This window comes from Iodidimonas gelatinilytica (assembly GCF_008579125.1).
In the GTDB taxonomy this organism is placed as follows: Bacteria; Pseudomonadota; Alphaproteobacteria; order Sphingomonadales; family Rhodothalassiaceae; genus Iodidimonas; species Iodidimonas muriae.
The window spans coordinates 528,490-553,760 of the sequence record NZ_BKCL01000001.1 but is presented as its reverse complement, the minus strand read 5'-3'; the positions used below and the strand labels follow the sequence as shown (position 1 = coordinate 553,760).

The 25,271-nt window shown below is 54.2% G+C and carries 18 protein-coding genes and 2 pseudogenes; 16 read left to right on the top strand and 4 right to left on the bottom strand.

The genetic code is table 11. The annotated features are described in order from the left end of the window. The first annotated feature begins 41 nt into the window (after positions 1 to 41). From JCM17844_RS02475 to der, 11 genes and pseudogenes are all read left to right on the top strand, one after another. Positions 42 to 1,355: an RsmB/NOP family class I SAM-dependent RNA methyltransferase gene (locus tag JCM17844_RS02475; RefSeq protein WP_149999482.1), complete on the top strand. Its 1,314-nt coding sequence runs from the start codon at positions 42 to 44 to the stop codon at positions 1,353 to 1,355. A gap of 133 nt (positions 1,356 to 1,488) precedes the next feature. Next, positions 1,489 to 1,629 (top strand): hypothetical protein, encoded by a 141-nt coding sequence (locus tag JCM17844_RS14150; protein WP_210431205.1) that lies wholly within the window; start codon positions 1,489 to 1,491, stop codon positions 1,627 to 1,629. Continuing rightward, on the top strand, positions 1,629 to 2,015 hold the full coding sequence (locus tag JCM17844_RS02470; protein WP_149999481.1) for a tetratricopeptide repeat protein: 387 nt from the start codon (positions 1,629 to 1,631) through the stop codon (positions 2,013 to 2,015). Before JCM17844_RS14150 ends, JCM17844_RS02470 begins: the two co-directional genes overlap by 1 nt. An 86-nt stretch (positions 2,016 to 2,101) precedes the next feature. Continuing rightward, positions 2,102 to 3,649, top strand: coding sequence for a glutamine-hydrolyzing GMP synthase (guaA, locus tag JCM17844_RS02465; protein ID WP_149999480.1), 1,548 nt, complete (start codon positions 2,102 to 2,104; stop codon positions 3,647 to 3,649). A gap of 380 nt (positions 3,650 to 4,029) precedes the next feature. Further along, positions 4,030 to 4,810: pseudogene (locus JCM17844_RS17455) on the top strand (IS5 family transposase). A gap of 116 nt (positions 4,811 to 4,926) precedes the next feature. Continuing rightward, a complete protein-coding gene (locus JCM17844_RS02455) occupies positions 4,927 to 5,130 on the top strand; it encodes a hypothetical protein (RefSeq protein WP_149999479.1) in 204 nt (67 codons plus the stop codon). 336 nt (positions 5,131 to 5,466) lie between these two features. Further along, a complete protein-coding gene (locus JCM17844_RS02450) occupies positions 5,467 to 5,814 on the top strand; it encodes a hypothetical protein (RefSeq protein WP_149999478.1) in 348 nt (115 codons plus the stop codon). Positions 5,815 to 6,058: 244 nt separating this feature from the next. Then, positions 6,059 to 6,913, top strand: coding sequence for a 3-methyl-2-oxobutanoate hydroxymethyltransferase (gene panB / locus JCM17844_RS02445; RefSeq protein ID WP_149999477.1), 855 nt, complete (start codon positions 6,059 to 6,061; stop codon positions 6,911 to 6,913). A gap of 135 nt (positions 6,914 to 7,048) precedes the next feature. Next, the gene (locus JCM17844_RS02440) at positions 7,049 to 7,765 is read left to right on the top strand and encodes a tetratricopeptide repeat protein (RefSeq protein WP_149999476.1); all 717 of its coding nucleotides are present in this window, start codon (positions 7,049 to 7,051) and stop codon (positions 7,763 to 7,765) included. A gap of 2 nt (positions 7,766 to 7,767) precedes the next feature. Further along, positions 7,768 to 9,111, top strand: coding sequence for an outer membrane protein assembly factor BamB family protein (locus JCM17844_RS02435; RefSeq protein ID WP_149999475.1), 1,344 nt, complete (start codon positions 7,768 to 7,770; stop codon positions 9,109 to 9,111). A 12-nt stretch (positions 9,112 to 9,123) separates the two neighbouring features. Next, complete coding sequence (gene der / locus JCM17844_RS02430; RefSeq protein ID WP_149999474.1) at positions 9,124 to 10,614, top strand: ribosome biogenesis GTPase Der; 1,491 nt, start codon at positions 9,124 to 9,126, stop codon at positions 10,612 to 10,614. A 25-nt stretch (positions 10,615 to 10,639) separates the two neighbouring features. Here der and JCM17844_RS02425 read toward each other — a convergent pair whose 3' ends face one another. Continuing rightward, positions 10,640 to 11,431: an enoyl-CoA hydratase-related protein gene (locus JCM17844_RS02425; protein WP_149999473.1), complete on the bottom strand. Its 792-nt coding sequence runs from the start codon at positions 11,429 to 11,431 to the stop codon at positions 10,640 to 10,642. A 199-nt stretch (positions 11,432 to 11,630) separates the two neighbouring features. Then, positions 11,631 to 13,172 carry a DEAD/DEAH box helicase gene (locus JCM17844_RS02420; RefSeq protein WP_149999472.1) on the bottom strand — a complete coding sequence of 514 codons (1,542 nt, stop codon included), beginning with the start codon at positions 13,170 to 13,172 and terminating at the stop codon, positions 11,631 to 11,633. Positions 13,173 to 13,514: 342 nt separating this feature from the next. Between JCM17844_RS02420 and spbR the strand changes: the two genes are divergently transcribed. Together spbR and gyrA are read left to right on the top strand one after the other, a co-directional pair. Then, positions 13,515 to 14,708 (top strand): SpbR family protein, encoded by a 1,194-nt coding sequence (gene spbR / locus JCM17844_RS02415; protein WP_149999471.1) that lies wholly within the window; start codon positions 13,515 to 13,517, stop codon positions 14,706 to 14,708. 215 nt (positions 14,709 to 14,923) lie between these two features. Then, a pseudogene (gyrA, locus tag JCM17844_RS02410) lies at positions 14,924 to 17,664 on the top strand (DNA gyrase subunit A). A 222-nt stretch (positions 17,665 to 17,886) separates the two neighbouring features. Here gyrA and JCM17844_RS02405 read toward each other — a convergent pair. After that, positions 17,887 to 19,626, bottom strand: a complete 1,740-nt coding sequence (locus JCM17844_RS02405; RefSeq protein ID WP_149999470.1) for a sensor histidine kinase — start codon at positions 19,624 to 19,626, stop codon at positions 17,887 to 17,889. Positions 19,627 to 20,557: 931 nt separating this feature from the next. On the opposite strand from JCM17844_RS02405, the gene JCM17844_RS02395 reads away from it, so the two are divergent. The 3 genes from JCM17844_RS02395 (at position 20,558) to ssb (ending at position 24,671) form a co-directional block, all read left to right on the top strand. Next, positions 20,558 to 23,824 (top strand): autotransporter family protein, encoded by a 3,267-nt coding sequence (locus tag JCM17844_RS02395; protein ID WP_149999469.1) that lies wholly within the window; start codon positions 20,558 to 20,560, stop codon positions 23,822 to 23,824. Positions 23,825 to 23,939: 115 nt separating this feature from the next. After that, positions 23,940 to 24,050, top strand: a complete 111-nt coding sequence (locus JCM17844_RS02390) for an aa3-type cytochrome c oxidase subunit IV (RefSeq protein ID WP_149999468.1) — start codon at positions 23,940 to 23,942, stop codon at positions 24,048 to 24,050. A gap of 111 nt (positions 24,051 to 24,161) precedes the next feature. Next, positions 24,162 to 24,671 carry a single-stranded DNA-binding protein gene (gene ssb, locus JCM17844_RS02385; protein WP_149999467.1) on the top strand — a complete coding sequence of 170 codons (510 nt, stop codon included), beginning with the start codon at positions 24,162 to 24,164 and terminating at the stop codon, positions 24,669 to 24,671. A 13-nt stretch (positions 24,672 to 24,684) separates the two neighbouring features. Here the strand turns inward: ssb and JCM17844_RS02380 are convergent, their stop codons facing one another. Further along, complete coding sequence (locus JCM17844_RS02380) at positions 24,685 to 25,266, bottom strand: hypothetical protein (RefSeq protein WP_210431201.1); 582 nt, start codon at positions 25,264 to 25,266, stop codon at positions 24,685 to 24,687. Between the last annotated feature and the right edge of the window lie 5 nt (positions 25,267 to 25,271).

The following is a 25,271-nucleotide window of genomic DNA, read 5'->3' as shown; positions in this document are numbered from 1 at the left end:
TTTTGCGCCGGCCATTTTATTTTTGAAAGAAAGAGGCGTTCATGACCCCTTCTGCACGCCTTGCTGCGGCGGTTGAAATTCTCGGACAGATCGATGATGCGTTGGCCCATCGCGGGGCGGCCGCCGATGTGTTGATCAAACGCTATTTTCAAAAACGCCGCTATGCCGGATCGAAAGATCGTGCGGCAATTATCGATCTTGTTTATGGCGTGCTTCGCCGCCGCGGTGAGTATGGCTGGCGTTTGATGTCGGCGGGATTGCCTATCACGCCGCTTATGCTGGCCTTGATGCATCTGCGTATGGATGGGCCTTTGGCGGCAGATCTGTTTGAAGGCACCTATGCGCCCGAAGCGCCCAGCGATGATGCCATCAGCCGGTTTGATCGGGCCGTGGGCTTGGAAAACCCGCCCTTGGCGGCACGGTTGAATGTGCCGCAATGGCTGTCAGACCGGTTGGAAGCCCGCTATGGCGATGATGTTACGGCGCAAATTGATGCGCTGTCTGGGCGGGCGCCCACCGATTTGCGTGTCAATACGCTCAAGACCTCCCGCGAGGATGCCTTGGCGGCCCTTGCCGATGCGGGCATCAAAGCCGAGCCTACTCCTTATAGCCCTGTTGGTATCCGGTTGGAAAAAAATAGCCAGATTAAAGGCTTGGAGCTTTTTTCAAAAGGGTTGGTCGAGGTGCAGGACGAAGCCTCGCAGATTGCGGTGCAGCTATGTGGTGCGGCTCCGAAAGCGCAAGTGCTGGAATTATGTGCGGGCGCTGGCGGTAAAACGCTGGCTCTGGGTGCACAGATGAATAATTCCGGCCAGATCTATGCCCTTGATACGGACAAGCGCCGGCTGGATGAATTGAAGATACGCACCGACCGGGCGCGTCAGACCAATTTGCAAATTCATCGTCTGACCTCCGGTGAGGACAAGCGCGCCGATCAGCTTTACCGCTTCCTTGGCCAAATGGATCTGGTGATTGTGGATGCGCCTTGTTCGGGCAGTGGTACATGGCGGCGCAATCCCGAATTGCGTTGGCGGCTGGATGAAGACGCTTTGGCCGAAGCCGTTGCGATCCAGCGGGCTTTGCTGCGTGAAGCCATGACGCTGGCGGGGCCGAACGGGCGGATTGCTTATATGACATGCTCGATCCTTCAAGAAGAGAACGAGAATGTGATCGACCATGCCTTGTCTGAATCCGAAGACTGGGAGTTGGCGGATTATCATCGCAAGCTGGAAGATCTTGGCTTGGTACATTTGCCGGAAAGCGTGTCCAGTGCTCCGGAAATGCTGCAAATGACCCCCCTGCAGCATGGCACCGACGGGTTTTTCCTCGCCTTGCTGCAAAAAGTGCCAGACTAATCATAAGGGTGGCTATGGGGTGGACGGTCGATAAAATGCGAAGGGATTTTCGTGGCGTGATGTCTTGCATCCTGACATTGCAATCACACATAAATCCTGCAGCGAAACCCTGTCCTTCATATGGAACGGCGTGATGATGTTTATGTCCTTGAAAGAAATCCGCACTCTGGGTTCCATTCTGGTTTTGAGCAGCGCGGCCTTGATGGCCGCACCGGCATCGTCCTTTGCCTATCAAGCACAGCCCCGACCTATCGATCTGCTTCGCAGCATCTGATGATGGAAGGGCAGGCGGCGATGGCGGCTGCGGACTATAAAACCGCGCTGACCAAATTTGAAACGGCATTGGTGGCGGACCCGAACAATCTTGCAGCCCTTGTGGCCATTGGCCGCGCCCATGAAGCCTTGGGCGACCGCAGTGCCGGGATTGCCTATTATCGGCGCGTTCTGACCATCGAGCCGGATAATCGTGCGGCTTTGGCGGCCGAATCACTGGCCTATCTTGCGGATTTCGGTCTTGTGAAAGCCCGGCAAAATCTGGACCTTTTGAAGCGCCTTTGCGGGACGGAGGGCTGTGAGGAGGTGGACGAGGTTCGAGCAGCCATTGCTGCGTTCGAGGCGGAAAACCCCGAAGACAGCCCCGCCGATCAAGGAAAAAGTTGACGATTGGGCCTTAAACAGGCTCTCGCAGGCCGCTTTTGGTGCGTTCGATGATAGACAGAGCCTTTCAGCAAAGCTAAAAGCGCGTCATGTCAGATCATATCCTCATTCTCGACTTTGGCAGTCAGGTCACCCAACTCATTGCGCGGCGTGTGCGTGAGGCCGGTGTGTACTGCGAAATCGTGCCGTTCAATGCGGCCCAAGACATCCTCGACCAGTTTGATCCGAAGGGCATTATCCTGTCCGGTGGTCCGGCGTCCGTCACATGGGAAGATGCGCCACGCGCTCCCGATCGGGTGTTTGATATGGGTGTGCCGGTGCTTGGCATTTGTTATGGCCAGCAAACCATGGTCCAGCAGCTTGGTGGGGCGGTTCAGCCGTCTGACCATCAGGAATTTGGCCGCGCCTTCATTGATTTGGTCGCCGATTGCCGATTGTTTGAAGGCATGTGGCAAGCCGGCTCCCGCGAGCAGGTCTGGATGAGCCATGGCGACCGGGTCGAGGCATTGCCGGACAATTTCTCTGTGGTGGCTACATCGGAAGGGGCGCCCTTTGCCGCCATAGCCGATGATGAACGCGGCTTTTACGGCGTGCAGTTCCATCCCGAAGTGGTGCACACGCCCCATGGCGCGCAATTGATCCGTAATTTTGTTCATGATGTTTGCGGCTGTCAGGCCGATTGGTCGATGGCGGCGTTCAGGGATGCCAAAATCGCCGAGATTCGCGCGCAGGTGGGCGACGGTAAGGTGATTTGCGGTCTGTCGGGCGGGGTGGATAGCTCGGTGGTGGCGGTCTTGCTGCATGAAGCCATTGGCGACCAGTTGACCTGCGTGTTCGTTGATACCGGGCTGTTGCGCATGAATGAGGCGCAACAGGTGGTCGAGCTGTTCCGTGGCCATTATAATATTCCGCTGATCCACCGCGATGCCAGCGAGCTGTTCATGGGAAAATTGGCCGGCGTCACAGATCCCGAACAAAAGCGCAAGATCATCGGCGGCTTGTTCATTGATGTGTTTCAGGAGGAAGCGGGTAAAATCGGTGATGCGCAATTTTTGGCGCAAGGCACGCTTTATCCCGATGTGATCGAGAGCGTGTCATTTTCCGGCGGCCCATCGGTGACCATCAAATCGCATCATAATGTGGGCGGGCTGCCCGAAAAGATGAACCTGAAGCTGGTGGAACCTTTGCGCGAATTGTTCAAGGACGAAGTGCGCAATCTGGGCCGCGAACTGGGCTTGCCGGATGCCTTTGTGGATCGGCATCCTTTTCCGGGGCCGGGGCTGGCCATCCGTATTCCGGGGGCCGTCTCTACCGAAGCGGCGGATATCTTGCGCAAGGCCGATGCCATTTATCTGGAAGAAATCCGCAATGCCGGGCTTTATGACAGTATCTGGCAGGCGTTCGCCGTGCTTTTGCCCGTAAAAACCGTGGGCGTGATGGGCGATGCCCGCACCTATGACCATGTGTTGGCGCTGCGGGCTGTGACGTCCGTTGATGGCATGACGGCAGACAGCTATCCCTTCGATCATGGCTTCCTGTCACGGGTGGCGACGCGCATCATCAATGAAGTGCGCGGCATCAATCGGGTGGTTTATGATGTGACCTCGAAACCGCCCGGCACCATCGAGTGGGAATAAATTATTCGGTCAAGAATTGGATAACTTTTTGTATATAAACAGATAAAAATAGTTTAGTTAGTTTCAAACTAGTTTCAAAATTGTTGAATTTGTAGCCAGATTGACTCGCCTGATTCAGATATATGCTCTGTTTGGCTCAAGTCTTGTCCGCGAACCTGCATTCGTCGCGTCCGCGCTGGCGTGTAAAGAACGCTAAATAGAGATGCGAGGCAGTTACTCGCTCCGATAGAGGACATTCGATGAACAGCAAATGGGGAAATGACAATGTCAGCAAAACCAAAACCACTAAACCAAGTAAAACGCTCAATTAGGTCATGTTGACAAAAGGGGTTCCCAAACAGCCTCTGGTATGATTCAAGGCTTCTTTTTAGGAGGAAGTTTTGGTGCGTGGCGATTTGTCGGATGCGGAATGGTCGGTGATCGGGTCTTTGCTGCCGCCTGAACGGGGTCGGTGGGCGCGGCCCGCAGGCGATAACCGGCGCTTCCTCAATGGCATGCTCTACGTGCTGCGGGTCGGTTGCCCGTGGCGGGATATGCATGAACGCTATGGCAAATGGAACTCGGCCTATGTGCGCTTCCGGCGCTGGGCCGAACAGGGCGTCTGGGACGCACTTCTGGAAACGCTGGTCGACTTGGGCCTCACCGACGACTGGTGCCACATGATCGACAGCACCAGCGTCCGGGGCCATTCGCAGGCTGCCGGCGCAAAAGGGGGACTCATAAGGAGGCTTTTGGTCGATCACGCGGCGGCTTTACGAGCAAAATCCACGCCCTCTGTGACCATCAGGGACGCCCTCTCTGCTTTCACCTGACTGGTGGCGAAGCTCGGACTATACCGCCTTTGAGCCGCTCATCGAGATTGCACCATCAAAACCAAGAATGTTCCTGGCTGACAAAGGCTATGACAGCGACCATATCCGGCAGAGCCTGCTGATCCATGGCATCCTGCCGGTGATCCCGTCAAAGGCCAATCGAAGGGAGCCGGTGCCGCACAACAGGGCGGCCTACAAACACCGCAACCTTATCGAACGTATGTTCAATAAACTCAAACAGTTCCGCCGCATCGCAACCAGATATGAAAAGACGAAAGCCTCTTTCTTGGCCTTCCTCTCCCTCGCCGACGCAAAACTATGGATGCCTTCTTTTGTCAACAGAGCCTAAGACTGCGCCGATCTGAGTATTGATGATTACGCCCAACTAAAGAGCAAACTTAAGAAAGGTGGGCGCACTAATGCCGTGCTAGTTCGGCTCAAAAAAAGTATGAGAGGTAGCGGCATATGCTTATCGAAATTCCAGTAGTAGCGGTGAAGACGCTATCTGCGCGAACCGACGAAGAAATGTATTACGCGATGAAAGCACTTGCGAATTCAATGGGGACAGCCCCCTCAACGATCATCAGGCTTGCTGTGGCGCGTCTACTTGATCCTGCAAGGCTGGCAAAACCTTCTATCTTTGAGGAACTCAAAAATTTTGCACGATGAAGTAGCGATGATGCAGTCAGATGACTACGCGGAGTTTGCACAACTTGTCCGGCGCGTCGAGTTTCTGGAATTGAAAGCCTCTCATCTTTGGAAGTATCGAAAGGGTGAAATACGCGAAGCATATTCGGACGTTTGTGATACCCGATTCGTCAAACAGGAATCAACGACGGGCTTGATTGCGGAGTTGGACATGGTAAATGAGTAGATGAGTAGATGAGGGGTGGGGCAGCGGGTAGATGCTGGCTCAACGAAGTGGAAAATTTCTGTTGGTTCAAACCAGTTTCAAACTTAAAATTCATGAAGCCTCTAAATCTGCCTATGAAGAAAGGATGCTTGATGAAAATTTGGTTGATGATGTGTGTTGCACTCTTTGTGTTAGTCGGCTGCGGCAATTCGAATGATCAAAGCGTAGATGAGCCTAGAACAGAAGAGGCGAAATTGGAGCCGCAAGTATTCAAGTGCAGCGAACCGTTGCCGGAATTTACACTTGGATTGGAGTCCCGTCCGAGTGACTCTCAGGTAGCCGAACTATGTGCGTGTATTTGGAATAAGCTGCCGGAAGGTGGTTGGGAGCGAGAAGTAAGCGCGAAGATTGCCGCTGGCGAAGACCCCGGCTGGCAGGGGCGAGGATTCGGGCCAAGGTTTGGCGAGGCGTTAGAGACTTGTGGTGGCATGAATCTGTGAGAGTCATAGCAATCGAACGCATGATTTAAATGCCCGAAGATGCGCAAGAACAAATGAAATGTCTTCGTAATCATCGGTGATTTCCCATTAGAATCAGCGAGATAAGGCGTGATATCTTGCTGCCACTTGGAATTACGAATTTCAAAGATGTTTCAAAGTGTTTTTTTAATAATTAAAATAATGCCTTACACGCCAAATACTGTTTGGTGGGAATGATCGTTTCAGGGCGTGGAAAGGATTTATCATGAGCGTTCAACCACCCTCGGAGACAACAGCATCCGCGCCCATAAAGCGTTTGACGGTGCCGAACTTGATCAAGCGTAAACAGGCCGGAGAGCCTTTGGTGACGCTGACGGCCTATACGGCCCCGATGGCGCGGCTTCTGGACCCCCATTGCGAGCTTTTGCTGGTGGGCGACAGCATGGGCATGGCGCTTTACGGCATGGACTCCACCTTGGGCGTAACCATCGACATGATCATCAATCATGGCCGGGCCGTGGTGCGTGGATCAAAGCGGGCTTTGGTGGCGCTGGATATGCCCTTTGGCAGCTTTGAAGCATCAAAGCAGGTGGCCTTCACCAATGCGGCCAGAATGTTGAGCGAAACCGGTGCGCAGGCGGTGAAACTGGAAGGCGGCAAGGAAATGGCGGAAACCGTGCGCTTTTTAGTGGAACGCGGTATTCCGGTGATCGGCCATGTGGGGCTTCGTCCGCAATCGGTGCATGTGATCGGGGGCTATGCCGCCCAGGGCCGCGATGAAGATGCGTGGGAACCGATTATCGAGGATGCCAAAGCCATTGAAGCGGCCGGTGCCTTTGCCACTGTGGTGGAAGGAGTGGCGGAACCCTTGGCGGCCAAAATTACCGAAAGCGTGAACAATGTGGTGATCGGCATCGGGGCCTCGGCGGCCTGTGATGGCCAGATCCTTGTTACCGAAGATATGCTGGGGCTGTTCGATTGGGCGCCGCGTTTTGTAAAGCATTATGCAAGCCTTGGCCCCACCATATCGGATGCGGTGGCGCGTTATGCCGAAGATGTACGGGCGCGACGGTTTCCATCAACTGACGAGACGTATAAAATGCGGCGTCCGAAAAAATAAAGATAACCGGCGTGCCATCGCTGTGAATGTGATGGATTGCCTTTTGCGCTGGCGATATGGGGTGCTATGTGTTAGCGCCATGCAGATAAGACATGCAGGATAGACCGTCAGCAATCTGAAGGAGTGACGACAATCGTGGCTGAAGAATCCGATAGCATTTTTCGTGAAGTCGATGAAGACGTGCGCCGCGACCAGATGTTGGCGCTGTGGCGTCGGCATGGGGTTTCCTTCGTTTCCGCTACGGTGGTTGTGTTGCTGGCCGCCATTGGCTGGCAAATATGGACCGATATGCGCGAATCTTCGCTGAATGATCTGTCGGACCGTTATGCCGCGGCACAAGACGCAGCCGCAGGTGAAACGCCTGAGGCGGCGGCCAGTCTTTATGCGCAATTGGCGAAAGATCTGGATGGCGGTTATGGCCTTTTGGCTGGTTTGCGCCAAGGGGCGACACTATTGGAAGACGGCGATGCTGCCGCTGCAGCAGCAGCCTATGACCGGGTGGTTGCAAAGGCCGGTGACAGCCGCGTCAAAGCCTTTGCCGGTTATCTGGCGGCCTCGGCCAAAGTAAAAGCCGGCGATGCGGATGGGGCCATTGCCCAATTGCAGGGGCTCGCGCTTCCCAGTGAGCCGCTTTATTACAGCGCCACCGAGCTTTTGGCGGCAATCTATACCGCACATGGTGATATCGAGGAAGCACGCAGCCGTTTCGATGCCTTGGTCGAAGACCCTGCGGCCCCCGCGGCTTTGGTGGCGCGGGCACGCGATATGTTGGCGCTGTTTGATGCGGAATCCCCCGGTGCGGATGCCGATAACAGCGTAGGTGAGACTGAAAGCGGGAGCGCAGCACAGTGAGCATGCGGCGGAGATTTCTGCTTGCCGTCCCGGCGATGGCGGCGGCTGTTCTGGCTGGATGTTCCAGTGGTGAAGATATCAGCGAGCCTGATGTGGGCGGTGGCTATAATGCCGATAATCGCGAACGCATTGCCGTTTTGACATTCGAACAAGAACTGGCGGCCGATCCGGCCATTGCCGATGTTCGGGTGATCTTGCCGCGTCCTTACCGGAATAAAAACTGGCCGCAATCGGGCGGAACAGCGGCCAATACGGCGCAGCATCTGGAAATCGCTCCCACCTTGAAACGGGCGTGGCGTACCAGCATAGGACGTGGGTCCGATATCCTCACACGGCTTGATATGGAGCCGGTGGTTGAAAATGGCACCGTGTTTACCATTGATACGCGGGGCTTGGTGTCTGCCATCGATGCAGACACAGGGCGCAAGCGCTGGCAGGTGCGGCTGGAACGGAAAAAAGAGAAAAAGGCGCTGGCCTTCGGCGGTGGTTTGGCCGTGCAGGATGGCGTTTTATATGTGGCCACGGGCTATGGTTTTCTTTCGGCACTGGATACGGATACGGGGCGCGAGATTTGGCGGCATGATGGCATTGTGCCTTTGCGGGGTGCACCAAGCATTTCCGAGGGGCGGATTTTTTCTCTGACCCAAGACAATCAGCTTTTGGCGCTCAATACAAAAGATGGCAGCCTGATCTGGACCCAATCGGGATTACCGGAAGATGCCGGGCTTTTGGGCGCGGCTTCGCCTGCTGTGGCGGGGGATACGGTGGTCGCTGCGATGTCTTCGGGTGAATTGATGGCTATGCGCGTCGAAAATGGGCGCTTGGCCTGGCAAGATACATTGTCGCGCACCCGCCGGTTGACACCCCTTGCTACCTTGGCCGATATCGACGGCAATCCGGTGATTTCGCGCAATCGGGTTTATGCTGTGGGGCATGCGGGCCGTATGGTGGCCATTGATATGCGCAGTGGCGAGCGGGTGTGGGAAAGCAATGTACCGTCCGTCCATACCCCTTGGATTGGCGGCGATTATCTTTATGTACTCAGTGTCGATGCGGAAATCGCAGCAATCTCCGCCGCTGATGGCCGGGTGCGTTGGGTTACACGGTTGCAACGCTTTGAAGACCCTGAAGACCGGGATACCCCTTTGTCATGGACTGGCCCCGTGCTGGCTGGCGACCGTTTGATCATTGCCTCGTCCCATGGCTATGTCTTGTCCATATCGCCTTATACGGGCGATTTTCTTGGGGCAGAGAAACTGCCTGATGGCGCACTGGCATCGCCGGTGGTCGCCGATGGTACCGTGTATTTTCTGACCGAGGGTGCGGACCTCGTCGCATATCGCTGATAGGAAAAAGGCGTGTCGAAACATGCTCTTACGATAGCCATCATTGGGCGACCCAATGTGGGGAAGTCGACTCTGTTCAATCGCTTGGTGGGCAGACGCCTTGCCCTTGTGGACGATACCCCCGGTGTTACGCGGGATCGCCGTGCAGGTATTGGCCGTCTGGCGGATCTTACCTTCCATATTGTTGATACGGCTGGTCTTGAGGAAGGCGATTCTGAAAGCCTTGCCGGACGCATGCGGTTGCAAACGGAATCCGCCCTGAATGGGGCAACGATGGTGCTGTTCATGGTGGATGCCCGTTCTGGCATTACCCCTATGGACCGGCATTTTGCCAGTTGGCTGCGAGTGCAAAAAATTCCGGTGGTGCTGGTTGCCAACAAGGCGGAAGGCACGCGCGGGATGGAAGGCGCCTATGAAGCCTATTCGCTGGGTTTTGGCGATCCGGTGGCCTTGTCTGCGGAACATGCGGAAGGCTTGGGCGATCTATACGAATCCATTACGGAAACGGCGCGCATCTTGGGCGTGGACCCTCGCGCCGAGATCGAAGAAGAAAAGCCCGACGAAGACGAGACTCTGGATGGACCGCAAGAAGGCGATCTGGATTACGACTTTGAAGACCCTGAAGAAGAGCCGGAATTTACCGACGACCGGCCATTGCGCTTGGCCGTGGTGGGACGGCCCAATGCGGGGAAATCCACGCTTATCAACCATCTGGTGGGTGAAGAGCGGCTGATCACCGGGCCGGAAGCGGGCCTGACGCGGGATTCCATTTCCGTTGATTGGGATTATGACGATATTCCCGTGCGCTTGTTTGACACGGCCGGATTGCGCCGCCGCGCCCGTGTGCAGGAAAAGCTGGAAAAGCTGTCCGTTGCCGATACATTGCGGGCGGTGCGCTTTGCCGAAGTCGTGGTGCTGATGGTGGATGCCGATCGCGGTGTTGATAAGCAGGATATCAAGATCGCGTCTTTGGTGGTCAATGAAGGCCGGGCTTTGGTGATCGCCCTTAACAAGTGGGACACCGTAGACGATCGCCTAAGCGCCCAACGGGCTGTAAATGACGTGCTTACCCGGTCTTTGCCGCAATTGAAGGGCGTGACCACGGTGCCTATTTCCGCCCTTACCGGCCAAGGTACGGACCGCATCATGCCGTCTGTTCTGGCCGCTTATGAATTATGGAATTCGCGCATCCGCACCGCAGAATTCAATCGCTGGCTTTCCGCTGTAACGGAAGCACATCCGCCGCCTGCTGTGCAGGGCCGGGCAACGCGCATGCGTTATGGGGCGCAGATCAAATCCCGTCCGCCCACCTTTACCATTTTTACGAACCATCCGCGGGGCGTTCCCGATAGCTATATGCGGTATCTGGAAAATGAAATGCGGCGCGATTTCTCATTGGCCGGGGTGCCTTTGCGCTTGTATCTGCGCGCGTCCAAAAATCCTTATGTGGACGGGCGGAAAACCAAAAAGCAACGCCTAACGGAACGCAATAACCGCCGTTAAGGGCCGCAAGACAATCCTGTGGGTGTTATTTTCCGGTAAATGTGGCCGCGCTTTTGGTGAGAAAAGCGCGGACGCCTTCCATGAAATCCTGTGTAAAGCCCAAACGTTTTTGCGTTTCGGCTTCCAGTTCCAATTGATCATCCAGCCCGTTTTCAAGCGAGGCCCGTACAAGCGCCCGAATACCACCATAGGCGATGGTCGGGCCCGTGGCCAAGCCTTGCGCCAGAATATTCACCTCGTCCATAAGTTGATCGTCCTCAACGGCCTTGTGGATCAGGCCCCAGTTTTCTGCTGTGGTGGCGGGCAATTTCTCCCCCAGCATCATCAAACGGCGGGCGCGGGCAGGGCCGATAAGGCGCGGCAAAATCCAACTGGCTCCGGCATCGGGGGCAAGGCCGATATTCACAAAGGCTTGCAAAAAATAGGCAGACCGGGCAGCGAGAACAAAATCCGCACAAAGGGCAAGGCTCATGCCTGCCCCTGCAGCCGGGCCATTGACCGCCGCAATCACCGGGATGGGAAGGGCCATCAGCTTTTTCACAACAGGGTTATAACGTTCCCGTAAGCTGATCGACAGATCGGGCAGCCCTGATCCGCTTGTTGGTTTTTCGCTTAGATCGGCGCCAGAGGAAAAGGCACGCCCCGCCCCTGTGACAATCAAACAGCGCGTTGCCTGGCTGTGAGAAGAAAGATCGTCCAAAGCCGTTGCAAGTTCGGCCAATAAATCGGCGGATAACGCATTCAACCGTTCGGGCTGGTTCAATGTCAGCCGTGCAATCTGATTCTCTTTCTCAAGAGATATGGAACGGTATGACATGAAAGCCCCCTATGCGGTGTTATGACCGGTTCAGGCTAGTGCCGGGGGGCGTATGAGAAAAGCACAAACCGGCAAGGGACGCTTTGCTCCGCTCCGATATTTATTCCGGGGCAGGTCTTTACCGGTTTCGCATCATGAAAAATTGGCGACGCCGAAGCATCGCCAATCCAAGCCTGTACGGGATCAGGATAGATGTAGGTTAGCCGCGTTTGGGAACGGGGCGCATCAAGAAGGCGGGGACATGGGAGCCCATGCCCACCACTGGGCTGTCATCTTCATGATGATGCCGCCCATTGCCATTATTGCTGCGGCGATTGCCCGTCGATGTGTTGGCGCGGGCTTTTCTATCATCCGCTGACCGGTCTTTGGCCTTTTTGTCTTCAGACTTTTCCGTCTCTTTGGGTTTGGACCGGCTTCTGGATGGCTTTTGGGGAGCCGCTTTTGCTTGCGGTTCTATTGTTGCAGATTCGCTTGACGCATCTTCCTTGGCCGTGGCGTTTGATTTTTCTTCAGAATTGGTGCTTTGGGTTTTGGCCTGTGCGGCCTTGCCACGGGGTTTGCGGGCAGGGCGTCCACCGCTTTTCTTCGGTGTTTCCTCGTCGCTTTCCAGCTCGCGGGTTTTCACTTCTTTAAGCGGTTGGCGATCGATGGGACGCCCGATAAGCGCTTCGATTTCCAAAACAGCCTTGGTATCGGACGGCATGGCAAGGGTTACGGAACAGCCCTTGCGGCCAGCGCGGCCCGTTCTGCCGATGCGGTGTACATAATCTTCGGAATTGCGGGGCACATCATAGTTGAACACATGGCTGACGCTGGGAATATCAAGCCCACGTGCGGCCACATCGCTGGCCACCAGAATACGCACATCGCCGGATTTGAAACGGGCCAAAGTGTCCATTCGATCAGGCTGGGCCATATCGCCATGAAGTTGCCCAACAGCCAGACCAGCCCGCTTGAGGCTGGTATAAACCGATTTCACTTCAACCTTGCGATTGCAAAAGACAATGGCGCTGTCGATGTCATCGGACGCAATCAATTCCCGCAGGGCTTTGCTTTTTTCACGCGCCCCCACAATGGCAATGCTTTGACTGACTGTGGCAGCCGTAGAGGCGGGCGGGGCCACTTCTATCAGCTTGGGATCATTGAGGAACTTATCCGTTAGGCGTTTGATTTCTTTGGACAGGGTGGCCGAGAAGAACAACGTTTGATGAGCTTGCGGGATTTTCTGGCAAATGCTTTCCACATCGGGAATGAAGCCCATATCCAGCATGCGGTCACATTCATCAACCACCAGCACCTGAACGCCATTGAGCATCACATTGCCACGGGTGGCATGGTCCAGCAATCGTCCCGGCGTGGCGATCAAAACATCAACGCCGCGTTCCAGCTTGGCTTCCTGATCGCCAAAAGAAACGCCACCAATCAGCAAGGCCATGGAGAGCTTGGAATGTTTTCCGTATTTTTCAAAACTTTCCGCCACTTGCGCAGCAAGCTCGCGGGTGGGCTCCAGGATCAAGGTGCGCGGCATACGGGCCTTGGCGCGGCCTTGCGAAAGAATGTCGATCATAGGCAGAGTGAAGCCGGCGGTTTTCCCTGTGCCGGTCTGGGCAATACCAATGACATCCCTGCCTTGCAAAATGGCGGGAATTGCCTGACGCTGGATTGGCGTCGGTGTGTCATATCCTGCGTCCCGAACCGCTTTTAACAGTTCATCGCTTAGTCCGAGATATTCAAAGCTCATGGGCGGATCGACTGTCCTCGCCTTGTGAAATGCTGTGCCTTCGAGCACCAGTCCATTTCGATGATCAAAATTTGGCGCAACAATAGGGAATTACACTTCAAAGTCAATGAAATGAGCCATGGCTGCGGATTGTTCTGGATTGTCCGTGTTTTAAGGTGGCAATATGAGACACTATATGGGACATCCTGTTACAGGATGCACGATAAGAGTGTCGAATCCAAGGTGCAGGATTTAACGGGCTTTTTCTCGTGGATTTTACGGCACTTTAACCTTTTTGCGCCTAGGGTTTTTCTATGGGCCTATCCTGATTTTCGGCCTTGCCAGCTTTGAGGATGTTGCAATTTGAGCACGCAGTCGAATCTTTCCCAAGCAGATGTCCTGAAACTCCTGTCCGAACCTTCGGCAGAAAACCGTGCGGAAGCGGCGCGGAAAGTCGGGACATATTTTACAGAAACGTCACCTACCGGGGCCGAACGGGAACTGGCAGAAGACATTTTCCGTGCCTTGGTGAAGGATGCGGAAGTTCGGGTCAGGAAGGCTCTTTCCGAAACACTGAAAGAAAATCCCTCCATTCCGGCGGATGTGGCGCGCACGCTGGCCAGCGATGTGAGCGAAGTGGCGCTGCCGGTGATCGAATTTTCATCGGTCCTGACCGACAAGGATTTGCTGGATATTATCGGGACCGATGATCCTGAGCGGCAGGTAGCCGTGGCCAAACGCGCCACGGTTTCGCCCGATATTGCCGATGCTTTGGCGGAGTCGGGTGATGAAGCGGTTGTCTCCACCCTTGTTGGCAATGATGGCGCGCAGATTAAAGATGCGACCTTTGCACGGGTGCTGGACAAATATTCCGGAAGTGATGCGGTCAAAACGCCCCTTGCCAAGCGGGAAAAACTGCCCTTGGCGGTGGCCGAGCGGCTTGTAACCATGGTTACGGAAAGCCTGCGGGATCATCTGGTGACGCATCATGAGCTGTCGCCTTCGGTGGCCGCGGATTTGTTGCTGGAAAGCCGGGAACGGGCAACGGTCAGTCTGTTAACACCGGGAACCAATGCGCCGGATGTGCTCAGCCTGGTGGACCAGCTTCATAAAAACGGACGGTTATCGCCAACATTGATTATCCGCGCCTTGTGCATGGGCGACATGACCTTTTTTGAAGCGGCTTTGGCAAAACGGGCCGGAATATCGGTGGCCAATGCATGGCAGCTTGTGCATGACAAAGGCCAATTGGGGCTCACCAAATTGTTCGATCGGGCCGAAATGCCTGCAGCGCTTTTGCATGTGGCGCGCATTGGCACTGCCATCAGCGAAGAAATGCGCCTGACCAGTGGTGATGATCGTGATTTGTTTCGAAAAGTAATGATCGAACGGGTTTTGACTCAGGTCGATCAGGATCTCGATAGCGACAATCTGGATTATCTGATTGGAAAATTGGGCCGGAAGGCGCTTGAGCTACGCTTTTTCCAACAATTTTGGTGCCGATATTTTTCTGCTGCCCTCGTCGTAGGGGGCTATGGCAGCTTTTCTTGTTTTTAAACAAGTTTAAGACGAGGCCGTGCTTGCACCGGGTGGGGCCAGTTGGTATCTAAGGACACCATTTCTGTCACTGGTGATCCTGGGCTGACATGAGTGTCTGATACCCAGCAGCCGTTATACGAAATCCTGTAGAAAAGGGTGCTTCGCCTGTGGTTGATACCGCCGATACATCTACGCCCGCCCATCCGATTTCCACCATTGCCATCGAAGAGGAAATGAAATCCTCCTATCTTGATTACGCAATGAGCGTGATCGTCAGCCGTGCGCTTCCCGATGTGCGGGATGGCCTGAAGCCAGTGCATCGGCGCATTCTCTATTCGATGCACGAAAATGGCTATGAATGGAACAAGCCTTACCGTAAATCGGCCCGCATCGTTGGGGATGTGATGGGGAAATATCATCCCATGGTGATAGTGCGATTTATGATGCCCTTGTGCGTATGGCGCAGGATTTTTCCATGCGTCTGCCGTTGATCGACGGGCAAGGCAATTTCGGCTCTATGGATGGGGATCCGGCGGCTGCCATGCGTTACACTGAAGCGCGTATGGCGAAGGTGTCCACCACACTTTTGGCCGACATTGAAAAAGATACGGTGAATTTTGCTGACAATTATGATGGGTCGGAAAGCGAACCCGTGGTTTTGCCTGCCCGCTTCCCCAATCTTTTGGTGAATGGGGCCGCTGGTATTGCGGTGGGGATGGCGACCAATATTCCGCCCCATAATCTGGGTGAAGTGATCGATGCGACTTTGGCGCTGATCGATAATCCTGCGGCGACCAACACAGACCTGCAAGACTATGTAAAAGGGCCGGATTTCCCCACAGGCGGGATTATCCTTGGTCGATCGGGGGTTGTTTCAGCCCTTGAAACCGGACGTGGCTCCATCGTTATCCGTTCACGCACGCATTATGAAGAAATCCGGGGGCGTGAAGCGATTATCATTACGGAGACGCCGTTTCAGGTGAACAAATCAGCGATGATCGAAAAGATCGCTGAGGCTGTGAAAGCCAAACGGATCGAAGGGATCGCCGATCTGCGCGACGAATCCGACCGCGATGGCGTGCGGGTGGTGATCGAACTGAAGCGCGATGCGGTTGGTGATGTGGTTTTAAACCAGCTTTATCGCTTTACCCCGGTTCAAACCCATTTCGGCATCAATATGCTGGCGCTCAATCACGGGCGGCCCGAGCAATTGTCCTTGAAGGATGTTCTGTCCTCTTTCATCACCTTCCGCGAAGAGGTGATTACAAGGCGCACCAAGTTCGAATTGGGGAAAGCCCGTGATCGGGCGCATCTGGCCGTGGGCCTTGTGGTGGCGGTGTCCAATATCGATGAAGTGGTTTCGATCATCCGCGGCGCACCCAGCCCGGCTGTTGCGCGCCAGACATTGCTGGAGCGGGAATGGGATGCCGGCGATATTCTGCCCTATCTGGACCTGATCGGCGAACCGCCTATGCCGGGATCAAAGGGGGCTGTTTACCGCCTGACCGAAATACAGGTAAAAGCCATTCTTGATCTGCGCTTGCATCGTTTGACAGCGCTTGGCCGTGACGAGATCGGCAAGGAACTGGAAGAATTGGCTGAAAAAATCCGCGGATTTCTTGAGATTTTGCGGTCCCGCGCCCGTCTATATGAGGTGCTGCGTGGAGAAATCCTTGATGTGCGTGAGAATTTCGCCACGCCGCGTCGCACGGAAATCAGCATGCTGGAGGCATCCGGCGTTAATGAAGAAGACCTGATTGCCCGTGAAGACATGGTGGTGACCGTTACCCATGGCGGCTATATCAAGCGTGTGGCGCTGGATAGCTACCGGGAGCAGCGTCGGGGTGGAAAAGGCCGGTCAGGCATGGCCACCCGCGAAGAAGATGTTTTGACGACGGTGTTTGTGGCCAATACCCATCAACCGGTGCTGTTTTTCTCCAATTATGGCCAGGTCTACAAGCTGAAGGTTTGGCGCCTGCCACTGGGAACGCCGCAAAGTCGCGGCAAGGCGCTGGTGAATCTGTTCCCGCTGGCCGAAGGGGAAGTCATCACCAATTTGATGGCACTGCCTGAAGATGAGGATAGCTGGGGCGAACTGAATGTAATGTTTGCCACCCGCACCGGCAATGTGCGCCGTAATCTGTTGTCCGATTTCACCAATGTGCCGTCCAATGGCAAAATCGCCATCCGCTTTGATGAGGGGTCGGATGATCGTCTGGTGGGTGTCCGCGTTGCCCATGAAGATGATGATGTTTTGCTGGCGGCCCAATCCGGCAAATGTATTCGCTTCCCCGTGCGTGATGTGCGGGTATTCAAGGGCCGCACGGCAACCGGGGTGCGCGGTATGCGCCTTGCCGCCGGCGATCAGGTGATGGCCATCTCCATCTTGAATGGGCAAGATGCCACCGTTGAGGAACGCGATGCCTATCTGAAGGTGGCTCCATGGAAAAATGCCGATGTGACCGGGTCTTCTTTGTCGCAAGAGCGGATAGACCAGATGGCCGAGCGGGAGCAGTTTATCCTGACCATAACGGAAAACGGATATGGCAAGCGCACCAGTTCCTATGAATACCGCACCACAGGCCGGGGCGGGCAGGGCATTGTCAATATCGTTACCAGCGAGCGTAATGGGGCCGTGGTCGGTTCCGGCCCGGTTTCGGAAAGCGATCAGCTTATGCTGTTGACCAATGCGGGCAAAATCATCCGCATTGGCGTGCAGGATATCCGTATTGCCGGACGAAATACCCAAGGCGTTACGCTGTTCCGTGTCGATCAAGAGGAACAGGTTGTCAGCGTTGCCAAGGTGCCTGAGCCTGATGAAGGTGAGGAAGAACTGGATGCGGAAGATACCGCCGCTATGGACGGCGATTCCGCAAGCAGCGCTTCTGGATCATCTGAAGGGGAAGGCGAAGATGCGCAGGCCACCCCGCAGTCTTTGGAAGACGATGCTGGTGACACAGATCCAGACGCTTAAGATCCACAAATAAAACAATGCGATGCGGGGGGTGTGTTTATCACCTCCCGTTTTTTATTTCCCACCGCAAATTATGCTGGTGGCCGCAATTATTTCTTTTGTTCGGGGGCGCGGTCCGGTTTTTCCCGCACTGTTGGTTTCAGATGGGGGGAGATGCCCTTTTATCGGGTAAGCGGGATACAGGCTCAGGTTCAGGTTCAGGTTCAGGCTTGTTGACCGGTCTTAGGTGGTTTCCCCTACAAAGCCACTTTCTTGCGATTGGTCCTTTGGCTGATACAGGGGCAGGGTGATGACGACCAGAGTCCCCGATCCCGGATTGCTGCTCAGTGTCAGACTGCCGCCATGGAGCTCGATTATGCGTTTGGCCAAGGGCAATCCCAAACCGGACCCTTCAAAACGCCGGTTAAAGGTGCTGTCCGCCTGCGAGAAGGGTTCCATGATCCGCTCAACATCATCGGGATGAATGCCGATCCCTTCGTCCTTGAAGCAGATCTTGTAAAAAGCGCCTTCCGCATAACCGGTAATTGTTACGGTGCTTGGCCCGGGTGTGAATTTCACCGCATTGCATAATATATTGGTCAGGGCGCGCACAATCATATTGCGCTCCACATAAAGCGGCAGATCATCTTCGGAAAGATCGCGCACAATATCGATTTGCTTGTCTTGCGCCTTGGCCAAAGTCGGTTTCATCACATCATCCATCAGACCGGGGATGGATTCCGGGTGGCGATCAATATCTTCGATCTTATTGCCGATTTTGGTGAGATCCAAAATGGTTTCAACCAGATCCAGCAAGGTGTTCCCGGCGCTTGAAATGATGTCCATATAGGGCAAAAGAAGTTTTGGCTCGGCGCCATTGTCGATCTTGTTCTTTATCAGTTCCGAAAAACCAAGAACCGCATTTAAAGGCGTTCTTAGTTCATGGCTCATATGGGCAAGAAAGTTCGATTTGGCCGAACTGGCTAATTCAATGGCTTGCAGGGCCTGCTTCAAGTCGATTTCGGCAGCGGTGCGTTTTTCAATTTCATGGCGCAGGGCATCATTGCTATCCCCCAGCTCACGGGTGCGTTCCTGCACCTTGCGGTCCAGCATCTCCATGGCACGGGCGGTGGCTTCCACCTGATCGTTCAGCCGTGCGGTTTCTGCTTCCCGAAGGCGCTTTTCCGCTTCATTCTGGGCTCGCTCCATGCGCCGCTGGTTTTCATAAATCTCGCGGAAGACCTCTAACGCATTGGCCATGTCACCGATTTCATCCCGGCGCTCACGCTCGGGGACAGACATATTGATATTGCCATCGGCAAGGGAACGCATGGCCCTTCGCAGACGCCCCAAAGGGCGTGTGATGGAATTGTTTACCATGAGGCCCGCGACAATCATGATAAACGCCCCAAACAGAATGGCGAAGATCAGCTTGGATTTGATGTCTTTTCGCATGTTTTGCGCTTCATCGCGAAAGGCGATGGAGCGGGCACGGGCAAATTCATGAATGGCGTTGATTTTTTCGGTTAGATCGCGAACCAGTTTGATGTTTTCGGTAGTGGTCAGCTGTTTCGCTTGCGCTTGATCTCCTTCGATCAAATGGCCGGCTATGGTCAGATTAAGCTCGGAAAACTGTTTGAAAAGCGTGAAGGCGTCTTGTGCATCTTCCTGGTTCCCAAGGAACCGCTCTCGGATGATGGTGAAATTCTGCCTTGTTCTTTTATGAGCGTTTTCCAAGGCTTCATATTTCATCAGCCTTTCATTGGTGCTTGTCGCAGATGCCATGGCCGACAGATTGAGCTGCGCTTCTGTAATATCGGCACGGATAGCCATGGTGGCATTACTGACCAGAAAAGGATGCTGATAAGCTTGGTCCGTTATTTTTGAAAGCGCCTGAATTCCATAATAAGTTGCAAAAGACAACCAGCCGAAAGCCAAAACGCCCAAGCTGTACCCAAGAAAAATGCGGTGAATAATCTTCAAGTGAAAAGAATTGCCCGGTTTGCTGGTCGCAGGGCTTGTTTGAGGGGGAGCGCTAGACTTTGCTTCACTATTTAGTGGCGAGGCATGCGGAGCGGTATTTTCATGTGCCGTGGTCACTGAGTGTGTCTCCGTTCAAGCGGCCCCCGACGAGACGCGAATACAAGGCCTCCCCACAAAGCCTTCATGCCTCTCAGCAGATTATTCTTTATACTTCATATGTTTAAAATCTTAATAATCCGGCAAAATTTCCCTATATCAGGCCGTGCAGATATATTCATAATGATGAAAAACAATGTGACACATATTTATAGCACGGCTCAATCACAGTTTTATATCAAAAAGGGTTTTAATCATCTTGTCATACGGGAAATTTGGTATTCCCAAAAAGATTAGACCCGAGATGGTCCAGCCATATCTGCCATGATGTCATCGTCTTGTATTGCCATCTTTCTGATGTCGTTGAGCTGCGGCTTTTGCGATTTAGACCAACGCCACAGAATATCCCTCTTTGTTAGATAAGCGCTGTTCATGAAACTGGATTTCAACCGTCTGAGGCATCGGATGCCCAAGTCGCGCTCCATGAGAATCATCATGGGAGGTCTTCTCATGCTTGGCGGTGTGGGTGGGTATTGCCCATTTTGGGATTTTGGATGTTCCCCGCTGGTGTTTTTGTTTTATCGGTCGATTTTCCCAGAGTTCGCCGCTGGCGACGGCGGGTAACCGTTAAATTTTTGCGCAAAAGTCGGCGCTGAAAAGGCGTCTCTCTTTATGACAGCACTTGCTCAATGCAACTGTGCCGCTTATGAGGGATCATGATTGCTTTTCCTGACAGTATCGGCCCGAAATCTGGAATATTGATCCATGGTCTTGAGTCTATGCTGTGGACCCGAATTTTTCCTGTAATTCCTCGATTGATGCGGAGCTGAGATCTGTGAGTGTAAAAGCCGGTACGACGACCCCCGATCATCAAAATACTGTCGCTCTAGGTGTGCGCCTGTCGCGGTATCTGTCGGTTCCTATGGCGAGCACAGCCTTGGTGCTTGTCATGTCGCTTCCTGCCTTTGCCCAAGAGGTGACCATTGATGACGATCGCACCAGCACGGTGAGGACCTCGACAGCCGATGGCGGCTCTCCCGGTGATGTGACCATAAGCACCAGCGGATCGGTCACCGTCGAGGACGGGACTGCCCTGGTCGTCGATAGCTCCAATCTGTTGGTTATTAACGGGATTGTGGAATCCACCGACCGGGTGGGCGGCGTTGGCATTGATGTCTTGACCGGTGACAGCGGGATCACATCGGGGATCGAACTTTCCGGCAATATTGTGCTGGATGGTGATTTCCAGAACAATGATGAAGTGGTGGGCGGCCCCAATTTCGGGATCAGACTGGGCGGGGCCGGAACATTCACCGGCGATATTACCAGCAATAGTGGCAGCCAGATTGTTGTGTTTGGCACGGACAGTGTGGGGCTGGACCTTGGGTCTGCGGTAGACGGCTCTATACGCCTTGGCGGCACATTGGCGGTTCAAGGTGAAAACTCCATTGGCCTTGCCGTGCGCTCCAGCGTCAGTGGTGATGTTGAAAATTCCGGTACCATCCAAGGAGTTTCCTTCGGAGGCGAAACCGGGATGTTGATTGAAGGTGCCGTTTCGGGAAGTGTTTTAAATCTTGGCGCAATCACCACTGGGCGCAATCAGGTTTTCGATAATGATTTTAATGTCTTACCGCAAGAATCCGGCGGCCCCGGCGTGTTTATTTCCGCCGATGTGGCGCGGGGCTTTGTGAATGGCCCGCCGGTGATTCCCGAAGATCCCGACGAGGATGGTGATGGCATTGTTGATCTGATTCCGGGCACCGGTGCTACGATTGCCGCCCGTGGAGATGGCAAGGCCGTTGTGATTTCTGCAACCCGCAGCGATGGCAGCATGGGGGATGTAACCCTTGGGGCTTTCGGAACAGGCGATGAAGCCTTCGGGTTTATCAATCGCGGCACGCTTCGGGCTGATAGCCAGGAAACCGACTTCGTTGTCAATACCGTTCGTATTGAAGGGGCGCAGTCCGGGGCCGATATTTTCCAGACCACATTGGAAGGCGGTTTTTTAAACGATACGGCCGGGGTTATTCGCTCGGATTCCATCGATCAAACAGCGACCTCCATCAGCGTGGGCAGCCACACCATTTTGCCGCTGTTCCAAAATAATGGCACGATTACCGCGCAATCCACGCGCACCAGTGATGATAGCAATTCCGATGGGGTGCAAGATACATTCGGCCCCGGTGGTGACGCCTTCGGCATTGTGTTTGAAGAAAATGTCTCTGTCGATCGCATCGTCAATACAGGGTCGATTTTGGTTTCTGCCGCCGGTGAGACCAGCGTGGCGCGCGCTATTCTCGATTTGTCGGGCAATGTGACGGTGTTCGAAAATAGCGGCGTCCTTTCCGCCAATACGCCAAGCAATCCGTCGGGATTGCGAATTGCTGCCGATTTCTCCCGATCCACATCGGATATGACGCTGACCAATAGTGGAACGATCTTTGGTGATGTGTTGTTGGGGGCGGGGAGCGATATTTTCTCTATGGATGGCGGAACGCTGACGGGTGCTCTTGACTTTGGGGCCGGGCAGAACCGCTTTACTCTGGCCAATGAAGCGCTTTTCTCAGGCGCTTTATCGGGAGAAGATATCGATCTGGTCGTCTCGAACTCTAGCTTTGCCACCACCAATACCAGTGCAACCAATGTACGTTCAGCACGATTCGAAGACGGCTCGGAATTGATCCTGTCTTTGCAAGGAAATGCCCTTAATGAAGGTGCGCTGATTGCGTCGGGCAATGTGACCATTGGCGCGGGTACGGAGATCGACCCGAATTTCTTTGCCTTTCCTGCTACGGGCACGCCTTTGGTACTTATTTCCGCCGATCAGTTGATTTTGGGCGATAGCCTGGAAAATCTGAATCTGCAGATCGGTCTTTCTTCGGTCATTTTCGAACAATCCTTGGGATTGCAATCCGGTGATCGGGATGAACTGGTTGTCAATTTGCGGCGCCGTACCGCTGAAGAAATTGGGTTGAGCCAGCGGCGTGGGGCACTTTTTGAAGCCTCGATTGCCGGCCTGCAGGGCGATAATGAACTGGGCGGGGCCATTGCCAATCTGGAGACGAAAGAATCTCTGGAAAGCGTTCTGGATCAGGTCGCGCCGGAAGCGGGTGAAATGCCGCGCTATTCCGCTGTCACCAACCAATCCATGGCCTTGGGGATTTTGTCGCAGCGCTTTTCTTCCTTGCGGGATGATGATGGGGTGGAATTTGCCAATTCTGCCCGTTTGGCGCGGGCGTCGGCTCGCCGGTCCCGCGAAGTGTCGACCAATGGGCTGAATGTCTGGCTGCAAGAGATCGGCTATGTGGCAAATCGCGATACGGTGGATGATGTAACCGGTTTTGATGGTGAAACGGTGGGCTTTGCGGCCGGCATCGACAAGCCGCTTCTTGGCATGGATGCGCTTGGCTTCAGCATCATGCAAACGGTGGGTGATTATAGCGATGACCTTGCCGGGAAAGACGAGTTCGACGTTTTATCCACCCAGTTCAATGTCTATGGCAGCTATTCCACGGGCGGATTTTTCGTGGATGCCATCGGCACTTTCGCATTCATGAGCTTTGACCGGACGCGGTTGATTGAATTCGATGATTTAAGCCGCGAACTGGAATCCGATTGGAATGCCACGCAGTTCGGCGCCAGTGCCCAGGCCGGTTATCGTATGAAATTTGGCCGCTATGGGCTGACCGCTGCGGGGAATATCAATTATGTGAAGCTGGATGAGGATGGTTATACGGAAGTGGCCACCAGCGGATCAGGGTTCGAGGTGGACGATCGCAAGACCACATCTTTCCGCGCCGGAGCCACGCTGGCTATGGATGCGCTGTTCACCATGGGCGATGACCTGAAGATAATGCCCACCATTCGCGCCGGTTATTTGACAGAACTCAGCGATGACGAGATTGAAACCCGTGCCCGCTTTGCAGCAGGCGGCGACAGTTTCCTGAGCACAACGCCGGTGGCGCTGGATGATACGGTGATCGGAGGCGTTGGGCTGGTATTTTTGACAGACAGCATTAATGTGTCGTTCAACTATGATCAGGAAAGAGCCAGCGATTTCATTTCGCACACAGGATCATTGACGGTCCGGATCAAATTCTGATCCGAAAACCGACATGCGGGTCGCGTTCAGGGTTTCATCAGCTGCGATGATCCGCTAAACAACGGGATGAACCTCGATTTTTGATTGTCGCACGAATGCGGTACAGGAGTTTGCAATGGACACTGAAGAGCACGAACGGACATTTGATGGCTTTATCAAACTAAGTAAGTGGGTGGCCATTGCTTCGGTCATCGTTCTTTCCGCTATGGCAATTTTTCTGGTCTGAGCTGTTGTCCTGACGGTTGGGAAAAGGCTCCCTTTTTCCCGGATTATCCGTCTTTGAATTGGACATTTGGCGACTGAACACAGTTTTTAAAATCCTTGAAAAGGGGGCATCATGGCATCCAGTTTGAATAAGGTCATGCTGATCGGAAATCTTGGGCGCGATCCTGAGGTTCGTACGCTAAACGATGGATCTCCGGTGGTTAATCTGGCCATTGCCACATCGGAAACATGGCGTGATAAATCGAGCGGCGAACGCCGGGAGCGCACGGAATGGCACCGGGTTGTGATCTTCAATGAAAACCTTGCCAAGGTGGCGCAAAATTATCTGCGCAAAGGCAGCAAGGTCTATATTGAAGGCCAGTTGCAAACGAGGAAATGGCAAGATCGCGACGGGGTGGAAAAATATACCACTGAAATCGTTTTGCAGCGTTTCCGTGGCGAATTGACCATGCTGGATAGCCGTGGCGGCGGCGAAGGCGGCGGTCGCTCTTCGGGCGGTGATTATGGTGCCGGCGCTTATGGCGGTGGCGGTAATGATTATGGCTCTGCGGGTGGTCAAACAGGTCAGGGGGGCGGCCAAAGTGGCCCATCGGGCGATCTGGATGATGATATTCCGTTCTAATCGCGCAAGAAATTTAATCTGAAAGCGGTTTATAGAGGCCGTCGAACCACGGGGACCAGTCTGTGTTCGGCGGCCCGTTTTTTATTTCGAAAAACTGGCGAACACTGCCATCATCATTGGCGGTCCAGGTGCCACGAAAAGGCGATTCTGCGCCTGAATAGGGCCGCAAAAACCCTTCCAATCGCATCACACCGGGTTTTATCAAGCTGCCGGATATATCGATCAAATAGCCCGGAACCGCGATCCAGATTTGTCGCCATTTGCGGCTGGTGGGATCATAATAAGTGAGGCTTTCTCCGCTACCGCCACTTTGTGCCGTCCAATGCTCTAGAAGCGCACACCCCCCCTTGAGTTTTTCAATGTGATTTGTGCCGGCAAGGATATGGTCATTGGAACGGTCCATAACCTGCCAATGACCCAGCCAGAAATCGAATTGGGAAAACTCCGCACCCTCGCAGATATTTTGCACAGGAGCAGGCAAGGTAGATGGAGGAGATACGCTTTCCTGCCCCATGCTTATTCCCGACGGTCCCATCAGGAAAAACACAGATCCAAATACCGCCCCGGCCATGCGAAAAAAAGCCGACCTGCCCATGGTCC

Bases quoted from the DNA above. Each gene is read 5' to 3' on its own strand.
- JCM17844_RS02420 (WP_149999472.1), bottom strand. From the start codon at position 13,172: ATGAGCTTTGAATATCTCGGACTAAGCGATGAACTGTTAAAAGCGGTT.
- JCM17844_RS02470 (WP_149999481.1), top strand. From the start codon at position 1,629: ATGATGGAAGGGCAGGCGGCGATGGCGGCTGCGGACTATAAAACCGCG.
- JCM17844_RS02455 (WP_149999479.1), top strand. From the start codon at position 4,927: ATGCTTATCGAAATTCCAGTAGTAGCGGTGAAGACGCTATCTGCGCGA.
- JCM17844_RS02435 (WP_149999475.1), top strand. From the start codon at position 7,768: ATGCGGCGGAGATTTCTGCTTGCCGTCCCGGCGATGGCGGCGGCTGTT.
- JCM17844_RS02390 (WP_149999468.1), top strand. From the start codon at position 23,940: ATGGACACTGAAGAGCACGAACGGACATTTGATGGCTTTATCAAACTA.
- JCM17844_RS02380 (WP_210431201.1), bottom strand. From the start codon at position 25,266: ATGGGCAGGTCGGCTTTTTTTCGCATGGCCGGGGCGGTATTTGGATCT.
- JCM17844_RS02425 (WP_149999473.1), bottom strand. From the start codon at position 11,431: ATGTCATACCGTTCCATATCTCTTGAGAAAGAGAATCAGATTGCACGG.
- ssb (WP_149999467.1), top strand. From the start codon at position 24,162: ATGGCATCCAGTTTGAATAAGGTCATGCTGATCGGAAATCTTGGGCGC.
- guaA (WP_149999480.1), top strand. From the start codon at position 2,102: ATGTCAGATCATATCCTCATTCTCGACTTTGGCAGTCAGGTCACCCAA.
- JCM17844_RS14150 (WP_210431205.1), top strand. From the start codon at position 1,489: ATGATGTTTATGTCCTTGAAAGAAATCCGCACTCTGGGTTCCATTCTG.
- JCM17844_RS02450 (WP_149999478.1), top strand. From the start codon at position 5,467: ATGAAAATTTGGTTGATGATGTGTGTTGCACTCTTTGTGTTAGTCGGC.
- panB (WP_149999477.1), top strand. From the start codon at position 6,059: ATGAGCGTTCAACCACCCTCGGAGACAACAGCATCCGCGCCCATAAAG.
- JCM17844_RS02475 (WP_149999482.1), top strand. From the start codon at position 42: ATGACCCCTTCTGCACGCCTTGCTGCGGCGGTTGAAATTCTCGGACAG.